Source organism: Gemmobacter lanyuensis, assembly GCF_014652355.1.
Taxonomy (GTDB): Bacteria; Pseudomonadota; Alphaproteobacteria; order Rhodobacterales; family Rhodobacteraceae; genus Gemmobacter; species Gemmobacter lanyuensis.
This window is the reverse complement of record NZ_BMYQ01000003.1, coordinates 129255-146788: the sequence shown is the minus strand read 5'-3', so window position 1 is coordinate 146788 and position 17534 is coordinate 129255. Positions and strand designations below refer to the sequence as shown.

Below are 17534 nucleotides of genomic sequence, written 5' to 3'. Positions count from 1 at the left end.
TGCCTCGGCTGCAAGGGGGGTCAAACCAACGACAGAAGGCCAAAGGCCAAGGCGCCGCCCAGCGTGGCCAAAACGACCGACCGCCGCCAGAGCCATAGCGCGATGACCGCCGCACTGCCGCCCCAGAAGGGCAGCCCCTGCCCGCCCGCCACCAAAGGCAGGATCGACGCGACGAACAGCGCCGCAATTGCGGCCGGGCCGGTCGCCCCCAGCAGGCGCGACAGCCCGCCTTCCGGGCGCAGGCCCGACAGATCGAACCGCATGGGCAGGCTGCGGAAGGCCCAAGTCGCCACCCCGACCAGCACCGCCAGCGCCAGAACCTCGATCCGCATCATGCCGCCCCCTTCCGTGCCAGCCCCGCCAGCGCCCCGGCCAGCATCCCCAGCAGAATGCCCGCCGTGGGGCTTCCGGCCAGCGTGACGCCGGTTGTCACCAGCCCCGCCACCGCAATAACCGGCACCTGCGCCCGCGACAGGATCGACAGCAGCAGCGCAAGGAACAGGGCAGGCAGCATGAAGCCCAGCCCCGCCTCGACCGCCGGATAGGCCGCCAGCGCCCCGCCCCCGGCCAAGGCCCCCAGCAGTGTGCCGCTGCCCCAGGCCGCCCAGGCCCCAAAGCCGAGCCCCGCCATGAAGCGCTCCGAAAACCGCTGCCCGCGGGCCAGCTCGCCCAAGGCCGCGCCGAAGACCTCATCCGTCAGCCAGAAGCCCCAGAAGGGCGCAAAGCGGGTGCGGGCATCGGCCCCGGCGGCCTTCAGGACTGTGGGGCCATAGATCACATGGCGCAGCGCCATGGCGACCAGCGTGATGACCGACACAAGCAGCGGCACCCCGCCCGAAACCAGCGTGATCCCCAGAAACTGCCCCGCACCGGAATACATCACGGTCGAAAACACCATGGCCTCGGCCGGGGAAAACCCTGCCCGCGTGGCCGCGACACCAAAGGAAAAGGCGATCGGGAAATAGCCAAGCGCCACCGGCACCGCCGCCCCCAGACCGCCCCAAAACGTGGAAGGCTGATCCGTCATCATGGCCTCTCGCTACCTGACACCCAACGGCGGGTCAACGCGACCCGGCCCGGCGTCCGGGCATGAAAAGGCCCGCCCCGCAGCATGGCGGGGCGGGCCAAAGGGTTCACCCGATCACTCGGCCGCCTGGGCGTAGCTTTCGACCGGCGGACAGGTGCAGATCAGGTTGCGGTCGCCATGGACGTTATCCACGCGGCCAACCGGCGGCCAGTATTTGTCCACGCGGAAGGCGCCCGGCGGGAAGCAGCCCTGCTCACGCGGATATTTGCGCGTCCAGTCGGCAACCAGATCCTCCACCGTATGCGGCGCGTGGCGCAGGGGGCTGTCCTCGGCGCTGATCTCACCGGCCTCGACCGCCTTGATCTCGGCGCGGATGGCCAGAAGGGCGGTGATGAAGCGGTCGATCTCGGCCTTGGTTTCCGATTCCGTCGGCTCCACCATCAGCGTGCCCGAAACCGGCCAGCTCATGGTGGGCGCGTGGAAGCCGTTGTCGATCAGGCGCTTGGCGATGTCATCCACCGTCACGCCCGCCTCGGCGAACGGACGGGTGTCAAGGATGCATTCATGCGCCACGCGACCCCGGTTGCCCATGAACAGAACCTCATAGGCGCCCTTCAGACGGGCGGCGATGTAGTTCGCATTCAGGATCGCGACGCGGGTGGCCTGGGTCAGCCCCTCGCCGCCCATCATCAGGCAATAGGCCCAGCTGATCAGCAGGATCGAGGCCGATCCATAAGGCGCCGCCGAGACCGGGCCTTCGGCCCCGCCGGTTTCCGGATGGCCCGGCAGGTAGGGAGCCAGATGCGCCTTCACCCCGATCGGACCCATGCCGGGACCGCCGCCGCCATGCGGGATGGCAAAGGTCTTGTGCAGGTTCAGGTGGCTCACATCGCCGCCGATCTCACCCGGCTTCACCAGACCGACCATCGCGTTCATGTTCGCGCCGTCGATATAGACCTGCCCACCATGTTCATGGGTGATGGCGCAGATCTCGCGCACGGTTTCTTCGAACACGCCATGGGTGCTGGGATAGGTGATCATGCAGGCAGCCAGCTTGTCGCCCGCCTGCGCGGCCTTTTCGCGGAAGTCATCGACATCCACATCGCCATTGGCCGAGGATTTGACCACGACCACCTTCATCCCCGCCATCTGGGCCGAAGCCGGGTTCGTGCCATGGGCCGAAACCGGGATCAGACAGATGTCGCGCTGCAGGTCGCCGCGGGCACGGTGATAGGCCTGAATGGTCAGAAGCCCGGCATATTCGCCCTGCGCGCCGCTGTTGGGCTGCATGCTCATCGCGTCATAGCCGGTGATTTCGCACAGCTTTTCCGACAGATCGGCAATCGCCTCGGCATAGCCAGCGGCCTGATCGGCAGGCACGAAGGGGTGCAGGCTGCCGAATTCGGGCCAGGTGATCGGCATCATCTCGGCAGCGGCGTTCAGCTTCATGGTGCAAGACCCGAGCGGGATCATCGCCCGGTCCAGCGCCAGATCGCGGTCCGACAGGCGGCGCATGTAGCGCATCATCTCGGATTCCGCACGGTTCATGTGGAAAACCGGATGGGTCAGCACCTCCGAGGTGCGCAGCAGTTCGACCGGGAAGCCCAGATCGCCCTCGGGCAGCGGTGCATCGAGGATGCCAAAGGCCCGCAGCACGCGGCGCAGCACGTCCTCGTTGGTGGTTTCGTCAAGGCTGATGCCGACATGGTCATTGCCGACCTTGCGGAAGTTCAGCCCCTCGGCCCGGGCAGCGGCAAGGATACCGGCCTGCCCCACGCCCACCTCGACGGTGATCGTGTCGAAAAAGCCCTTCTGCGGCAGGGTCGCCCCGGCGGCGCGCAGCGCCTTGGCCAGACGGATGGTGTAGCTGTGGACACGCTCCGCGATGGCGCGCAGCCCCTTCGGCCCGTGGAACACGGCATACATGCTGGCCATGACCGCCAGCAGCGCCTGCGCGGTGCAGACGTTCGACGTGGCCTTTTCGCGGCGGATATGCTGTTCGCGCGTTTGCAGCGACAGGCGATAGGCCTTGTTGCCGCGCGCGTCGATCGACACGCCAACGATACGGCCCGGCATGGCGCGCTTGTAATCGTCGCGGCAGGACATGAAGGCCGCGTGCGGACCACCATAGCCCATCGGCACGCCGAAGCGTTGTGCCGAACCGACGGCGATGTCAGCGCCCATTTCACCCGGTGCCTTCAGCATCATCAGCGCCAGAAGGTCGGTTGCAACCACGGCCACGGCCTTGGCGGCGTGCAGCGACTCGATCCAGGGGGTCAGGTCGCGGACATGACCCCAGGTGCCGGGATATTGGAAGATCGCGCCAAAGACGGCGGTGGCATCCATATCCTCGGGGGCGCCCACGATGATCTCGATCCCCAGCGGCATGGCACGGGTCTGGATCACGGCGATGGTCTGGGGATGGCAGTTTTCATCGACAAAGAAGGCGCGGGCCTTCGATTTGGCGACGCGCTCGGCCATGGCCATGGCCTCAGCCGCGGCGGTGCCTTCGTCCAGAAGGCTCGCGTTGGCCACCGGCAGCGCGGTCAGATCGGCGACCATCGTCTGATAGTTCAGCAGCGCCTCAAGACGGCCTTGCGCGATTTCGGGCTGGTAGGGGGTATAGGCAGTATACCAGGCCGGGTTTTCCAGGATGTTGCGCTGGATGGCCGGGGGGGTCACGGTGCCGTAATAGCCCTGCCCGATCAGGCTGGTCATCACCTTGTTGCGCGCGGCAACCTCGCGCATGCGCGCCAGCAGCTCATGTTCCGACAGCGGCGCCCATGACAGCGGCTTTTCCTGGCGGATGCTGGCGGGGATGGTTTCGTCGATCAGCTGATCGAGCGACTGCACCCCGGTCGCCTTGAGCATATCGGCCATCTCCGAAGGCGACGGTCCGATGTGGCGGCGGTTGGCAAAATCATAGGGGTTGTAATCGGTCGGCGTGAAGGTCATCGCGTCCTCCGAGGGTGTGACAATCCGGGCAGGTGCCTTTGCACCCGCCGGCGGTGGCAGGATGCAGGGACGGCCTAACCGGCCCCGCACCGATGTCAGGTCAGAAGACCGGCGGTCAGCCGATCATGTCCTTGTATTCGTCTTCATCCATGAAATCGTCGAGGACGCTCAGGTCGTCGATCTTCATCTTGAAGAACCAGGCGGCGCCCAGCGGGTCTTCGTTCACAAGGCTGGGCGTTTCGGACAGCGCCTCGTTCACGGCGACGATCTCGCCATCCACCGGAGCCAGAATGTCCGAAGCGGCCTTGACGCTTTCGATCACGCAGATCTCGTCGCCCGCGGCCACTTGCATTTCCGTGTCCGGCAGTTCGACGAAGACCACATCCCCCAGCGCGCTGGCCGCATGCTCGGTGATGCCCACCACCACGAGGTCACCCTCGACGCGGAGCCATTCGTGTTCTTTGGTAAATTTCATCGTTTCGCCTCAGCGTTTGTAGGTGTTGGGTTGGAAGGGCATGGCGGCGACGGTCAGCGGCATGCGCTTGCCCCGCACTTCGCCTTCAAGGACGGTGCCAATGGCGGCCTGCGCCGCGCTGACATAGCCCATGGCAATCGGCGCTTCGACCGAGGGGCCGAACCCGCCCGAGGTCACGCGGCCGACGGCCGTATCCCCGGCGAAGATGTCCACGCCCTCACGCATCGGGGCGCGGCCTTCGGGGCGCAGCCCGACGCGCAGGCGGGCCGGACCATCGGCCAGTTCCGCCAGAATGCGGCCGGCACCGGGGAAGCCCCCGGCCCGGGCGCCACCGGTGCGGCGCGCCTTCTGGATGGCCCAGGTCAGACCGGCCTCGACCGGCGTGGTGGTGGTGTCGATGTCATGGCCATAAAGGCAAAGCCCGGCCTCAAGGCGCAGGCTGTCGCGGGCGCCAAGGCCGATGGCCTCAACCTCCTCCATCGCCAGCAGCGCGCGGGCCAGCGCCTCGGCCTGCCCGTTCTCGACCGAAACCTCATAGCCGTCTTCGCCGGTATAGCCCGAGCGCGACACCCACAGCGGCCCAAAGGCGCTGTCCAGCACCGCCACATCCATGAAGCGCATGGCGGCAGCACCCGGTGCGACACGGTCCAGCGCGGCCTCGGCCGCCGGACCTTGCAACGCAAAAAGCGCGCGGTCCGTCACCGGGATCACCTCGGTCGTGTCCGACAGATGCGCCGTCATATGGGCGATGTCCTGTCCCTTGCAGGCCGCATTGACCACGACGAAAAGATGGTCGCCCCGGTTGGCGAACATCAGGTCATCCAGAATGCCGCCCTCGGCATTGGTGAAAAGGCCATAGCGCTGACGGCCGGGCGCCACGCCCAGCACGTCGACCGGCATCAGCGCCTCAAAGGCCAGCGCCGTCGCCTCATAGCTGCCCTTCGGCCGCAGAAGCACCTGACCCATATGACTGACATCGAAAAGACCGGCCTTGCTGCGCGTGTGCAGGTGTTCCTTCATCACGCCAAGGCCATATTGCACGGGCATCTCATAGCCCGCGAAGGGAACCATCTTCCCCCCAAGTTCCACATGCAGATCATGCAGAACCAAGCGTTCAAGGTCGCTCACGCGTCCCCCCTCTTCCGCCGGACGAAGATATTCCGGCACCGGACGGACAGGCCAACCCCTGTCCTGCGGTGCCCCCTCTGTCCTCACCCCGTCACGGGCGCCTGAGATCGTTATCCCTTCGGCGGGCGCCAAGGCGCCTCTCTCCAGAGTCTGTGTGCAGGACGGTCCTGTCGCCTGAGAGTTTACCGGGGCGGTTGCTCCTTCGGCACCGGCTCCGAAGGTTGCCCCCCCGCCGGATTCTCCCGATCCTGTTAAGACAGGGTTAGCCCGGCGCGGGGGCGGCTGGCAAGCAGAAAATGGAATACGACGGGATACCGCGCGAAAGCGACTATTGCAGCGTCGCAGACCGGCGATCCATCACCCGCAGCGCGAGGAAGACCGCCAGAAGACCAAAGACGATGCCCCCCACCGCCTGCCCCACCAGCACCCCCTGCGGCCCATGCGCGGCACCCAGCCACAGCGCAAAAGGCACTGTCCCCAGCGTGTGGCGGCCCCAATTCACCAGCGTCGACTGGAAGGCCGCGCCCAGATTGTTGCAGGCGGCATTGGCGACAAAGATCATGCCGTTGAAGAAGAACAGCAGGCTCAGCGGCCCGCAGAACAGATACAGCAGATCCCGCGTCAGCCCCTCGGCATGGAAGACATCGGCAATGGGCGCACGGGCCAGAAACAGCAGGGCCGACATGCCGATGATGACCAGCGCACAAAAAAGCAGGGCATCCCAGAACCCGCGCCGCACCCGGTCCATACGCTTGGCACCCAGGTTCTGCCCGATGATCGGGCCGATGGCGCCCGACAGCGCAAAGATCATCCCGAAGGCCACCGGCGTCAGGCGCCCGGCAATGGCCATGCCCGCCACGGCCGCCTCGCCATAGCCCGCAACCATGCGGGTGATGATCGCCTGCCCCACCGGGGTTGCCAGCTGCGTCAGCACCGCAGGCGCCGAAATCGCCCCCAGCGCCGGCGCCAGATCGGCGATCATCCGCCCCGAGACCACACCAAAACCGCCGTGCCGCCGCCAGATCGGCCAAAGCGCCATGACCACCATGGCGAGGCGCGATCCCCAGCCCGCCAGCGCGGCCCCCGTCAGCCCCAGATTGGCCCAAAGGATCAACACCGGGTCCAGTGCCGCCAGCACGATGGCACCCCAAACCGTCACCATCATCGACCGCCGCGCCTCGCCATGGGCACGCAGCACCGCCGCCCCGACCATGGCCACCATGAGCAGCGGCTGCCCCGGCACCGACAGCTGCAGGAACCAGAGCGTCTCGGCCCCTACCCGCCCCTCAGCCCCCAGCAAGCCCACGATGGCCGGCAAGAACAGCCAGACAAGGGCGGCAAAGATACAGCCCACGCCCGCGCTCAGCACCAGTCCAGCGGTCGCCCGATCCCGCGCCAGCGCCGGGTCGCGCGCCCCCACTGCCCGCGCCACCAGCGCCGACACCCCGACCGAAAGGCCGATGCCGACGGCCGTGGTGAAGAACAGCACCGCCCCCGCATAGCCCACCGCCGCCGTCAGCACCGGATCGCGCAGCCAGCTGATGTAAACCATATTGATCAGATCGACGACGAAGATCGCCATCAACCCGACCGAAGCCGTAAGCGACATGACCGCCACATGGCGAAACAGACTGCCCTCGACAAATTTCGCCTGACCCTGCGTCATTGGCCACCCTCTTGAAACGGCAAAAAGGGGCGCACAACGCCCCTTCATTTTCTGTCTTCAAATATCCCGCGGGGGGTGCGGGGGGCGCGAAGCCCCCCGTCCGCACTCACAGCCCGCGCACCACCTGCAGCAGCGGCATCACATCAGCCATTTCCGGCCCATGCGCCTGCCCGGTCAAGGCCTTGCGGAGCGGCATGAACAGCCCCTTGCCCTTGCGGCCCGTGGCCTCTTTCACCGCGGTGGTCCATTCCGACCAGGTCTTTTCCGTCCAGGGCTGGGCAGGCAGCAGGGCCAGCGCCTGCGCCACGAATTCGCGGTCCTCGTCCTCGACCATCGGCTCGGCGCCATCGCGGAACAGGGTCCACCACCCGGCCAGATCGTCCAGCACGGTGATATTGTCCTTGGCCACACGCCAGAACCCTTCGACCTTGTCCTCTGGCACGCCGAGCGCGCGGATGCGTTCCGCCACGGCATCCAGCGGCAAGCCCTGCACATGCTGGCGCGTCAGCGGGAACAGGTCTTCGGCATCGAATTTCGTGGGCGCGGTGCCAAAGCTTTCCACGTCAAAGCCCTCGGCCAGCTCATCGATCGACCCAGCCAGAACCACCGGCTTCGACGACCCCAGACGCGCCATCAGCGACAGCAGCGCCATCGGCTCCACCCCCCGCGCGCGCAGATCGCGCAGCGACAGCGTGCCCAGACGCTTAGACAGCTCTTCGCCCTTCGCGCCGGTCAGCAGCGAATGGTGGGCAAAGGCCGGGGGCGTGCCGCCCATCGCTTCCATGATCTGGATCTGGGTGGCGGTATTCGTCACATGGTCGGCACCCCGCACGATATGCGTGACCCCCATGTCGATGTCATCAACCGACGAAGCAAAGGTATACAGCACCTGCCCATCGGCACGGATCAGCACCGGGTCCGACACGCTGGCCGCATCGATGCTGACCGGGCCGATGATGCCGTCGGCCCATTCGATGCGGGTCTGATTGAGCAGGAAACGCCAGTATCCCTCGCGCCCCTCGGCGCGCATCTTGGCCTTCTCCTCCTCCGACAGTTTGTAGGAGGCGCGGTCATAGACCGGTGGCTTGCCCATGTTCAGCAGCTTCTTGCGCTTCAGGTCCAGCTCGACCGGGCTTTCGAAACATTCATAGAACCGCGCCTTGGCCTTGAGGTTTTCCGCCTCGGCCCGATAGCGATCCAGCCGCAGCGACTGCTTTTCGACGCGGTCCCAGTGCAGGCCCAGCCATTCCAGATCGCGCATGATGCCATCGGCATATTCCTGCTTCGACCGTTCCTGATCGGTGTCATCCAGACGCAGGATGAAGGTGCCGCCGGTCTTGCGGGCGATCAGGTAGTTCATCAGCGCCGTACGCAGGTTGCCGACATGGATATAGCCGGTGGGCGAGGGGGCGAAGCGGGTAACGGTGGGCCGGGATGCGGTGGTCATGGGCATGTCTCCTGAACCCCGGACCTTTGGCACGGCACGGCTCTTTTGTCCATATCACCCGCTTGCACCGGGCGGCAGGCGCCCTATCCTGCCGGGCATGACCCATGCCACCGCCGCGACGATTGCGCCCGACCTCGCCCTGATCGAACAGCTCGCCCATGAGGCGGTCATCGCCCTGCCCGAACCCTGGCGCGCCGCCGCGACCCGTGTGCTGGTGCGTATCGAGGATTTCGCCCCGGCCGATATCCTGTCGGCCATGCAGATCGACGACCCGTTCGAACTGACCGGGCTTTATGAGGGCATCCCCCTGACCGAGAAATCGGTGATGGACCAGCCGACGGGGCCGGATGTGATCTGGCTGTTCCGCCGCCCCATTCTGGATGAATGGCTGGACCGGGGCGATGTTTCGCTGGGGGAAATGGTGACCCATGTGCTGGTGCACGAGCTTGCCCATCACTTCGGCTGGTCCGATGCCGAGATCGCCGCAGTGGACCCCTGGTGGGAATAACCGAAGCGTGATTGGCCGTGAGGGCGCGGCTTTCTACCTTCGGGTGAACAACCTGAAGGGAGAGCGACCATGACCGACCCGACCCTGACCCGCCGCCGCGCGCTGTTTGCCGCGGCTGCCCTGCCGCTTGCGGGGGCGCTGCCCCTCTCGGCCGGGCTGACCCGCCCTGCACAGGCGGCAGCCGATCCCCAAGGCCCGGCCCTGCCGCTGTTCCAGCGCTTCCGACTGGGCAGCTTCGAGGTGACGCCGCTGCTCGCAGGCACCCGCACCACCGACAAGCCGCAGGAAACCTTCGGCCTGAATGCCAGCGCCGAGGATTTCGCCGCCTTGGCCGCGCAGAACTTTCTGCCAGCGGATCGGACGCAGAACTTCTTTACCCCTACGCTGGTGAACACCGGGGCCGAGCTGGTGCTGTTCGACACGGGCCTTGCCCCCGAAGGCATCACCGCGGCGCTGGCGGCGGCGGGGCATACCCCCGACCAGATCGATGTCGTGGTGCTGACCCATATGCACGGCGACCATATCGGCGGCCTTGCCGGCGACGCCGGGCCGACCTTCCCCAAGGCCCGCTATGTGACCGGCAGCGCCGAGCACAACCATTGGTCCCAGGCGGGGAATGAGGGCTTTGACACCAAGGTCAAACCGCTGAATGACCGCATGACCATGCTGGACGATGGCGGCACGGTGGCGCCCGGCATCACCGCACTGGCGGCCTTTGGCCATAGCCCCGGCCATATGGCCTATCATCTGGAAAGCGGTGGGCAGCGGCTGATCCTGACGGCGGATACCGTGAACCATTATGTCTTTTCGCTGCAACGCCCTGAATGGGAGGTGCGCTTTGACATGGACAAGGCCGCCGCAGCGGCCACGCGCAAGACCCTGCTGGGCATGATCGCCGCAGATCGGTTGCCCTTCATCGGCTATCACATGCCCTTCCCCGCGCTGGGATATCTTGAGGCGCAGGGCGACGGGTTCCGCATGGTCCCCGCCAGCTATCAGCTGCTGATGGAGGGGTGACGGCACGCAGGCAGGGGGCCAGGCGCCCCCTGCCCCAAAACCTCAGGCCAGCTTGCCGGCGATCTCGATCAGACGGCGCACCTGATGGCCGATCGCCTTGCGTTCGGCATCGCCAAAGGGCTTGCCCTGCGTGTGGCTGTAACCATAGGGGTTGCCGCCCGCCTCAAAGATCGACGCATCGGTATAGCCCGGCGCCACGATGACCGAGCCCCAATGCAGGAAGCTGGTGTAAAGGCCAAGGATCGTCGCCTCTTGCCCGCCATGGGCGTTCTGGGCCGAGGTCATGGCCGAAATCGCCTTGTTCGCCAGCTTGCCCTGGAACCAGACACCGCCCAGCGTGTCGATGAAGGCCCGCACCTGCGAGGCCGCCTGACCAAAGCGCGTCGGCGTCGAAAAGAGATAGGCATTGGCCCATTCCATATCCGCAGCCGTGGCGACGGGAATGTCCTTTATGGCATCGGCGGTCGCCTTCCAGGCGTCTTGGCCCGCGACCACATCCTCGGGTGCGGTTTCGGCCACGCGAAGCAGGCGCACCTCGGCCCCGGCGGCGCGGGCATCCTCGGCTGCGATACGGGCCATTTGCAGGTTGGTCGAGTAGGAAGAATAGAAAACGATAGCGAGCTTGACAGTCATGATCGTGTTTCCCAATCCGTTGCGGTCTTAAGAAAATAAGGCGCCGGGCTGTTTGTTCCAGTCGGTAAGGTCGCAAGGCCATGGTGCATGGGCGCACAGAAATCCCCGCTCTGCGCGTTGCGGGCAGGGGCAGGGTCTGGCAAGCTGGCCGCATGAAAGGTGCCCCATGACCCCGATCCTGACCATCACGCTGAACCCCGCGCTGGATCTGTCGACCAGCACCCCCAGCGTGCAGCCCGGCCCGAAACTGCGTTGCAGCGCGCCGCGCATCGATCCGGGCGGCGGGGGCATCAACGTGGCCCGCGCGATCCGCATTCTGGGCGGCGAGGCGCTGGCCCTTGTCGCGCTGGCGGGGGCCACGGGCGACCGTCTGGCCCAAGCCCTGCGCGCCGAGGGCGTGGGCTATAGCGGCATCGACGCCCCCGGCGAGACGCGCGAAAGCATCGCCGTCACCGACGAAAGCACCGGCAAACAGTTCCGCTTCGTGCTGCCCGGCACACCCTGGCCCCGCTCCGACATGGACCGCGCGCTGTCGCGCATCCGCGAGATCACGCCAAAGGGGGCATTGGTGGTGCTGTCAGGCAGCCAGCCCCCCGGCGTGCCTGACCGCTTTGCCGCCGAGGTGCAGGCCGCCCTGCCCCCCGGCGCGCGGCTGATCCTCGATACCTCGGGTGCTGCGCTGACGGCGGTGGTGCAAGACCCGGTGCCGGGCCTTGCCGTATTGCGAATGGATGATGCCGAAGCGGAAGGCCTGGCCGGCCACCCCCTGCCCGATCGCGCGACGAGCGCGGCCTTCGCCGCCGATCTGGTGGCGCGTGGGGTGGCGGAAACCGTGATCATCGCCCGCGGGGCCGAAGGGTCTGTGCTGGCGGACGGTACGGGGCGCCTGTTCGCCCCGGCACCGCAGGTCAAGGTCATCAGCGCAGTCGGCGCGGGCGATACCTTTGTCGGGGCCCATGTTCTGGCCCTGTCGCGCGGCGCGGTGCGTGAGGCTGCGCTGGCCATGGCCGTCGCCGCGGCCGCCGCGGCCTGCATCACCCCCGCGACCGAACTCTGCCGCCCCGAGGATGTCGCGCGCTTTCTGCCCCAGACCACACCGCAGGCATTGCCCGATGGCTGAGGCGCTGTTCCTGCTGCTGCATGGGGGAAGACTTACATTGTTCCGGAGTGCGTGTTTCGGATCACGCGACCACTAGTTCTATATAAATCATCATGTTTCATTTGCATGCGGCACCTCAGACAATTCAGGAAATGCCGCCAGTGTTATCAATCTCACAATTGCGGTAGACAGCTGTTCAGCCTTATCGACATCCAAGCTCTCATTACAATCGTCTTCAAACTCGTAATTTTTCATCCACCATACATTTATTTTGTGAGCTAAACAAACCATTGCAAATGGCACTTCTGGGGCGAAGAAGTCGGGGGATTGATAAAGAAGCGCTTCGAGAAGCTCATGGGCGACTTCATTTCGATAGTTCATTGCAAGCCGAACCAGCTCAAAATCGTCTTCACTAAATGCACCAACGCTTTGGAACCAGAGGCTCGCAGCCCGAAGCCGGTCCGCTTGTTTTTTGGATCGTAGTCCCTCGTATTCTATTGGCAGAGGGTCATCGTCCCGCCGCCAACTTAACTCTTTCTGTAAACCGAAAAACAATAGGGCCTTCTGCTCAACGCAAGACCGCAGTTCCTCTGCTGACAAAATGATAAGCGCCGCAGATTTCAGCCTGCGTGACAGCTCACCATCTTGATCATACAGCAAGCGCTCCAGGTTGGCGTAATAGTCCTGCATCTAAGTCAGGTGGCGTCGCGAAAACGGTTCGCAATCGGATAGCGCCGGTCCAGCCAGAAGGCCCGCGGGGTCAGGCGCACGCCCGGCGCCGATTGGAAGCGCTTGTATTCGCTGATGTACAGCAGATGTTCGACCCGCTTGACGGTGGCGCGGTCAAAGCCCTGCGCGACCAGATCGGCGACCGAAAGTTCCCGGTCCACCAGCCCTTCCAGAATGGCATCCAGCACCTCATAGGGCGGCAGGCTGTCCTGATCGGTCTGGTTGGGGCGCAACTCGGCGCTGGGGGGCTTGCTGATGACGCGATCGGGGATCACCACGCCCGCAGGCCCCTTCATCCAGGGCCGATGGTTCGCATTGCGCCAGCGACAGGTTTCAAAGACACGGGTTTTATACATGTCTTTCAGCGGGTTATAGCCGCCGTTCATATCGCCGTAGATGGTGCAATAGCCCACCGCCACTTCGGATTTGTTGCCCGTGGTCAGCAACATGCCCCCGAATTTGTTGGAAATCGCCATCAGCATGACGCCGCGCAGACGGCTCTGGATGTTTTCCTCGGTGATGCCGGGTTCGGTGCCGCGGAACAGATCGGCCAGCGCCTCGCCTACAGCGGCCTGTGCGCCGCCAATCGGCACGGTATCCAGACGGCAGCCCAGATTGCGCGCGGTTTCGCCTGCATCCTGCAACGAATGCTCCGAGGTATAGGCCGAGGGCAGCATGACGCAATGCACGTTTTCCGGCCCCAGCGCATCGGCCGCAATCGCCGCAACCAGCGCGGAATCAACCCCGCCCGACAGGCCCAGAACGGCCTTCTTGAACCCGGTCTTGGCCATGTAATCCGACAGCGACAGCACGCAGGCGCGATAATCCGCCTCCCACACGCGCGGGATTTCGACCTTCATGCCGGGTTCGGCGCGCCAGCCTTCGGGGCCTTGCAGGAAATCGACATGGGTGATGCAGGCGTCAAACTGCGGCATCTGAAGCGCAAGCTCGCCCCCCGGATTGAGCACCATGGACGAACCGTCGAAAACCTGATCGTCCTGCCCGCCCACCATGTTCAGATAGACCAGCGGCAGCCCGGTTTCGACCACGCGCGACACCATCAGGTTCAGCCGCAGATCGGGCTTGCCCCGGTGATAGGGCGAGCCATTGGGGACAAGCAGGATCTCGGCCCCGGTTTCGGCCAGCGTTTCGGCCACATCGGGGTGCCAGGCATCTTCGCAGATCGGGGTGCCGATGCGGATCGGACCAACGCGATACGGCCCCGAGACATCGGCCGCCACGAAGACGCGCTTTTCATCAAAGACATCGGTATTGGGCAGGTGATGCTTCAAGACCTGCGCCACCACGGCACCGCCCTGCAGGATCCAATAGGCATTGTGCAGCCGACCGCCGAGCATCGCCGGGCCGCCGATGCCGATGGCCGGCCCCTCGGCGCAATCGCGGGCAAGCTGATGCAGCGCGGCCTCGGCCTCCTGCACGAAAACCGATTTCAGGATCAGATCCTGCGTCTGATAGCCCGTGATGAACATTTCGGGCAGCGCGAGCATATCGGCCCCGGCGGCCTTGGCCTCGGCCCAGGCGGCACGGGCTTTTTCGGCATTTCCGGCAAGGTCGCCCACGGTCGGGTTCAGCTGGCCAAGCGTCAGGCGGAAGCGGGTCGTCATGGGCGGCTCTCCACAATCTGCGGGAGCGGCGTCCCGAGGAATTGTCTTGCTTTCTAGCAGACTGACAGCCAAGGAAAAGGCTGCATGGGCGATGACACGGGACGGAGGCGCGGGATGCGGCGGCGGATCGGGATGGCAGGTCTGGTTCTGGCACAGGTTGTGGCCTTGGCCGCAGCCGCGCAATCGCTGGATGACGTGCAGGTCAAGCAATATGACGACGGATCGGTCTATGAGGGCACGTTTCTGAACGGCCGCCAGCACGGCACCGGCACCTATCGGCTGCCCAACGGCTATGAATATTCCGGCGCCTGGGTCGAAGGCGAAATCCGCGGTCAGGGCACGGCACGCTATCCCAACGGGTCGATCTATCAGGGCGCCTTCGTGGGCGGAAAACCTGATGGCAAGGGCAAGATCACCTATGCCGACGGGTCGAGCTATGAAGGCGACTGGACCAATGGCGCGATCGAGGGTCAGGGCATCGCCCGCTATGCCAATGGCGCGGTCTATGAAGGGGCCTTCGTCGCGGGCAAGCATGAAGGCAAGGGCAAGCTCACCTCGCCCGGCGGCATGGTCTATGAGGGGGACTGGGTCGCCAACCAGATGCAGGGCCAAGGCGTGATGACCTATGCCGATGGCACCCGATACGAGGGGCAGATGCAGGCGGGCCTGCGCGATGGCAAGGGCAAACTGACCATGCCCGATGGGCTAGTTTATGAAGGCGATTGGGCCAAGGGCCAGATCAACGGCCTAGGCAAGCTGACGCAACCCAATGGCGACCGCTACGAAGGTGCCTTTGTCGAAGGCCGCCGTCAGGGCCGGGGCAAGATGACCTACAAGGACGGCGCCGTCTATGAAGGCCAGTTCCGCGCCGATCAGCGCGAGGGCAAGGGCCGCTACATCGCCCCCGATGGCTATGGCTATGACGGCGACTGGAAGGCGGGCCGGATGGAGGGGCAAGGCACCCTCACCTATGCCGATGGATCGGTCTACATGGGCAGCTTCGTCGCGGATCTACCGCAGGGTCAGGGCAAGATCACCTATGCCGACGGGTCAAGCTATGACGGCAACTGGTCCAAGGGCCAGATCGAGGGCCGTGGCCGCGCCACCTATGCCGATGGCGCCGCCTATGCGGGGCAGTTCCGCGGTGAGCAGGCCGATGGCAAAGGCGTGCTGACCCGGCCAGACGGCTTCCGCTACGATGGTGACTGGACGGCGGGCAAACGTACCGGCAAAGGCACGGCAACCTATCCCGATGGGTCAACCTATACGGGCGATTTTGTGGATGGCATCCGCCACGGTATCGGCGATTTCACCATGAGCGACGGGTTCCGTTATAGCGGCCAGTGGCAAATGGGGGAAATGACCGGCAAAGGCACCGCGACCTATGGCAATGGCGACACCTATGAGGGCGACTTCGTCAAGGGCAAGCGCGAGGGGCAAGGCGTGCTGCGCTATACCTCGGGTCAGGAAAGCGCGGGGAAATGGCTGAACGGGATTCTGGTCGCGGCACCCGAACCTGCCGGCCCGCCGCCCGCGCCGGACGCAGCCCCGGCAGGCGACGCCACCTCGCAGGCGCCCGCCAACTGACCTAGCCGCCGCTGTGCCATTCCCCCCGCGCGCGAATCGCGCTTGAGGACAGATCGTTCAGCGGCACATCGGCCAGCACCCAGGCAGGGGCCGCCCGGCGCCCCAGATCGCCCGCGGCCCCTTCGGTCACCCGGTCGGTCGCATAGACCCGCGCCGCACGGCCCAGACGCCCGCGCACGCCCCAGCCAGGGCGGGCCAATACCCCCACGGGAACCATGTGCATGATGTCTTCCCAGCGATCCCAGCGGTGGAACTGCACCAGATTGTCGGCCCCCATCAGCCAGACAAACCGCACCCTCGGATAGCGCGCCCGCAGCGCCTTCAGCGTGGCGGCGGTCGTGCGGGTGCCCAGATGAGCCTCAAGATCTGTGATCACCACGCGCGGATGCTGCATCAGCGCCCGCGCCCGCGCCAACCGATCCGCCATGGGCGCAGGCTGGCGCGGTTTCAGCGGGTTGCCAGGCGTGACCAGCCACCAGACGCGATCCAGGCCAAAGCGCCGCAACGCTTCGCGCGTGATGTGGACATGGCCTTCATGCGCCGGATCGAAGGACCCGCCCAGAAGCCCCACCACCATGCCCCGCGTCGCCCGTGGAAAGCCCTGCCGCATCCGCCCCTGTTCCTTATCGCGCCCTGCCCGCCCGGAATCGTCATACACGCGGGGGTCCGCTTGCCAATGGCGAAAATTCCTGACATCAGTCAGAGAAATTGCCTGACCCGAGTCCGACATGCCCGAACCGCAGCTTGACCGCCTCTTGCGCTTCACCCGAACCATCGCCGCGGAAGAGGCCGGGCGGGAAGCGGCGCTTGCCGCGCGCGGACGGCCGATGGGACCGCTGCGCGCACTGATGGCCATCGGCGCCGCGGGGATGGATGTGGGCGCCCTGCGCGATCACCTGACGCTCGACAGCGGATTGATGAGCCGTCAGCTCCGCCAACTGGAAGAGGACGGCCTGATCACCGTCACCCCCGACCCCGAAGATGCGCGCCGCCGCCGCGCCGCCTGCACCCCAGCCGGGCTGGCAGAGATCGCGGCCTGCCAACAGCTGACCCGCGACCGCGCGGCCGAACTGCATGACCTTCTGGACGGCGATGAAACGCTGCTGGCCGCGATGGACCGCGTGGCCACCCTGCTGGCCGCACATCGCATGCGCCTGCGCCTGATCGACCCCGACAGCGCCGAGGCCGCAGCCTGCCTGCGCGCCTATTATACCGAACTTTCGGGCCGCTTCGGCCTGCCCTTCACCCCCGGCACCGACCCCGACCCCGGCGCCCTGCGTCCGCCGCGCGGTGCCTTCCTTATGGCCGAACATGGCGAGGACCGGCTGGGCTGCGTCTCGCTGCGCGGGGATGGGCTGGGCCGGGCCGAAATCAAATGTCTCTGGGTCTCGCCCGATCATCGCGGGGTGGGGCTGGGCCGCCGCCTGATGGCCGCCGCCGAAACCGAAGCCCGCCGTCTGGGCCTGACGCGCCTGCGCCTTGACACCAGCCGCCACCTGCCCGAGGCGCTGACCCTCTACCGGCGCGCGGGATGGCAGGAAATCCCGCGCTACAACGACAATCCCTTTGCCCATCACTGGTTCGAGAAGCAGCTCTGACCCCGCTTTCCGTTGCAGAACCGCCGCGAGACCGCTAGAG

Annotated in this window: 16 protein-coding genes and 1 riboswitch; of the genes, 5 read left to right on the top strand and 11 right to left on the bottom strand. The window is 65.8% G+C overall.

What is annotated here, in order from left to right:
• Positions 1–20 precede the first annotated feature (20 nt).
• From IE101_RS07760 to gltX, 7 genes are all read right to left on the bottom strand, one after another.
• Positions 21–335, bottom strand: coding sequence for an AzlD domain-containing protein (locus tag IE101_RS07760; RefSeq protein WP_189633256.1), 315 nt, complete (start codon positions 333–335; stop codon positions 21–23).
• Positions 332–1027 carry an AzlC family ABC transporter permease gene (locus tag IE101_RS07755; RefSeq protein ID WP_189633255.1) on the bottom strand — a complete coding sequence of 232 codons (696 nt, stop codon included), beginning with the start codon at positions 1025–1027 and terminating at the stop codon, positions 332–334. The genes IE101_RS07760 and IE101_RS07755 overlap by 4 nt, the downstream gene beginning before the upstream one ends.
• A 114-nt stretch (positions 1028–1141) precedes the next feature.
• Entirely contained in the window at positions 1142–3982 is a 2841-nt protein-coding gene (gene gcvP, locus IE101_RS07750; RefSeq protein ID WP_189633254.1) for an aminomethyl-transferring glycine dehydrogenase, read from the bottom strand.
• 115 nt (positions 3983–4097) lie between these two features.
• Positions 4098–4457: a glycine cleavage system protein GcvH gene (gene gcvH / locus IE101_RS07745; RefSeq protein WP_189633253.1), complete on the bottom strand. Its 360-nt coding sequence runs from the start codon at positions 4455–4457 to the stop codon at positions 4098–4100.
• Between the two features lie 9 nt (positions 4458–4466).
• Positions 4467–5585 (bottom strand): glycine cleavage system aminomethyltransferase GcvT, encoded by a 1119-nt coding sequence (gene gcvT, locus IE101_RS07740; RefSeq protein ID WP_189633252.1) that lies wholly within the window; start codon positions 5583–5585, stop codon positions 4467–4469.
• Between the two features lie 153 nt (positions 5586–5738).
• A riboswitch (glycine riboswitch) is annotated at positions 5739–5840 on the bottom strand.
• Positions 5841–5913: 73 nt separating this feature from the next.
• Positions 5914–7251 (bottom strand): MATE family efflux transporter, encoded by a 1338-nt coding sequence (locus IE101_RS07735; RefSeq protein WP_189633251.1) that lies wholly within the window; start codon positions 7249–7251, stop codon positions 5914–5916.
• 106 nt (positions 7252–7357) lie between these two features.
• Positions 7358–8698 carry a glutamate--tRNA ligase gene (gltX, locus tag IE101_RS07730; protein WP_189633250.1) on the bottom strand — a complete coding sequence of 447 codons (1341 nt, stop codon included), beginning with the start codon at positions 8696–8698 and terminating at the stop codon, positions 7358–7360.
• Between the two features lie 97 nt (positions 8699–8795).
• Between gltX and IE101_RS07725 the strand changes: the two genes are divergently transcribed.
• Together IE101_RS07725 and IE101_RS07720 are read left to right on the top strand one after the other, a co-directional pair.
• On the top strand, positions 8796–9206 hold the full coding sequence (locus IE101_RS07725) for a metallopeptidase family protein (RefSeq protein ID WP_189633249.1): 411 nt from the start codon (positions 8796–8798) through the stop codon (positions 9204–9206).
• A 69-nt stretch (positions 9207–9275) separates the two neighbouring features.
• Positions 9276–10223, top strand: coding sequence for an MBL fold metallo-hydrolase (locus tag IE101_RS07720; protein ID WP_189633248.1), 948 nt, complete (start codon positions 9276–9278; stop codon positions 10221–10223).
• A 42-nt stretch (positions 10224–10265) separates the two neighbouring features.
• Here the strand turns inward: IE101_RS07720 and wrbA are convergent, their stop codons facing one another.
• A complete protein-coding gene (gene wrbA / locus IE101_RS07715) occupies positions 10266–10856 on the bottom strand; it encodes an NAD(P)H:quinone oxidoreductase (protein ID WP_189633247.1) in 591 nt (196 codons plus the stop codon).
• Between the two features lie 166 nt (positions 10857–11022).
• Here wrbA and IE101_RS07710 point away from each other — a divergent pair, with 166 nt between their 5' ends.
• The gene (locus IE101_RS07710; protein WP_189633246.1) at positions 11023–11976 is read left to right on the top strand and encodes a 1-phosphofructokinase family hexose kinase; all 954 of its coding nucleotides are present in this window, start codon (positions 11023–11025) and stop codon (positions 11974–11976) included.
• Between the two features lie 90 nt (positions 11977–12066).
• Here IE101_RS07710 and IE101_RS07705 read toward each other — a convergent pair whose 3' ends face one another.
• Entirely contained in the window at positions 12067–12645 is a 579-nt protein-coding gene (locus IE101_RS07705; RefSeq protein ID WP_189633245.1) for a hypothetical protein, read from the bottom strand.
• 5 nt (positions 12646–12650) lie between these two features.
• Positions 12651–14309 (bottom strand): NAD+ synthase, encoded by a 1659-nt coding sequence (locus tag IE101_RS07700; RefSeq protein ID WP_189633244.1) that lies wholly within the window; start codon positions 14307–14309, stop codon positions 12651–12653.
• Positions 14310–14393: 84 nt separating this feature from the next.
• On the opposite strand from IE101_RS07700, the gene IE101_RS07695 reads away from it, so the two are divergent.
• Positions 14394–15896: an MORN repeat-containing protein gene (locus tag IE101_RS07695; RefSeq protein ID WP_229804057.1), complete on the top strand. Its 1503-nt coding sequence runs from the start codon at positions 14394–14396 to the stop codon at positions 15894–15896.
• 1 nt (position 15897) lies between these two features.
• Here the strand turns inward: IE101_RS07695 and IE101_RS07690 are convergent, their stop codons facing one another.
• A complete protein-coding gene (locus tag IE101_RS07690) occupies positions 15898–16506 on the bottom strand; it encodes a nicotinate-nucleotide adenylyltransferase (RefSeq protein WP_189633373.1) in 609 nt (202 codons plus the stop codon).
• A 118-nt stretch (positions 16507–16624) separates the two neighbouring features.
• Between IE101_RS07690 and IE101_RS07685 the strand changes: the two genes are divergently transcribed.
• The gene (locus tag IE101_RS07685) at positions 16625–17494 is read left to right on the top strand and encodes a bifunctional helix-turn-helix transcriptional regulator/GNAT family N-acetyltransferase (RefSeq protein ID WP_189633243.1); all 870 of its coding nucleotides are present in this window, start codon (positions 16625–16627) and stop codon (positions 17492–17494) included.
• Positions 17495–17534: the final 40 nt, after the last annotated feature.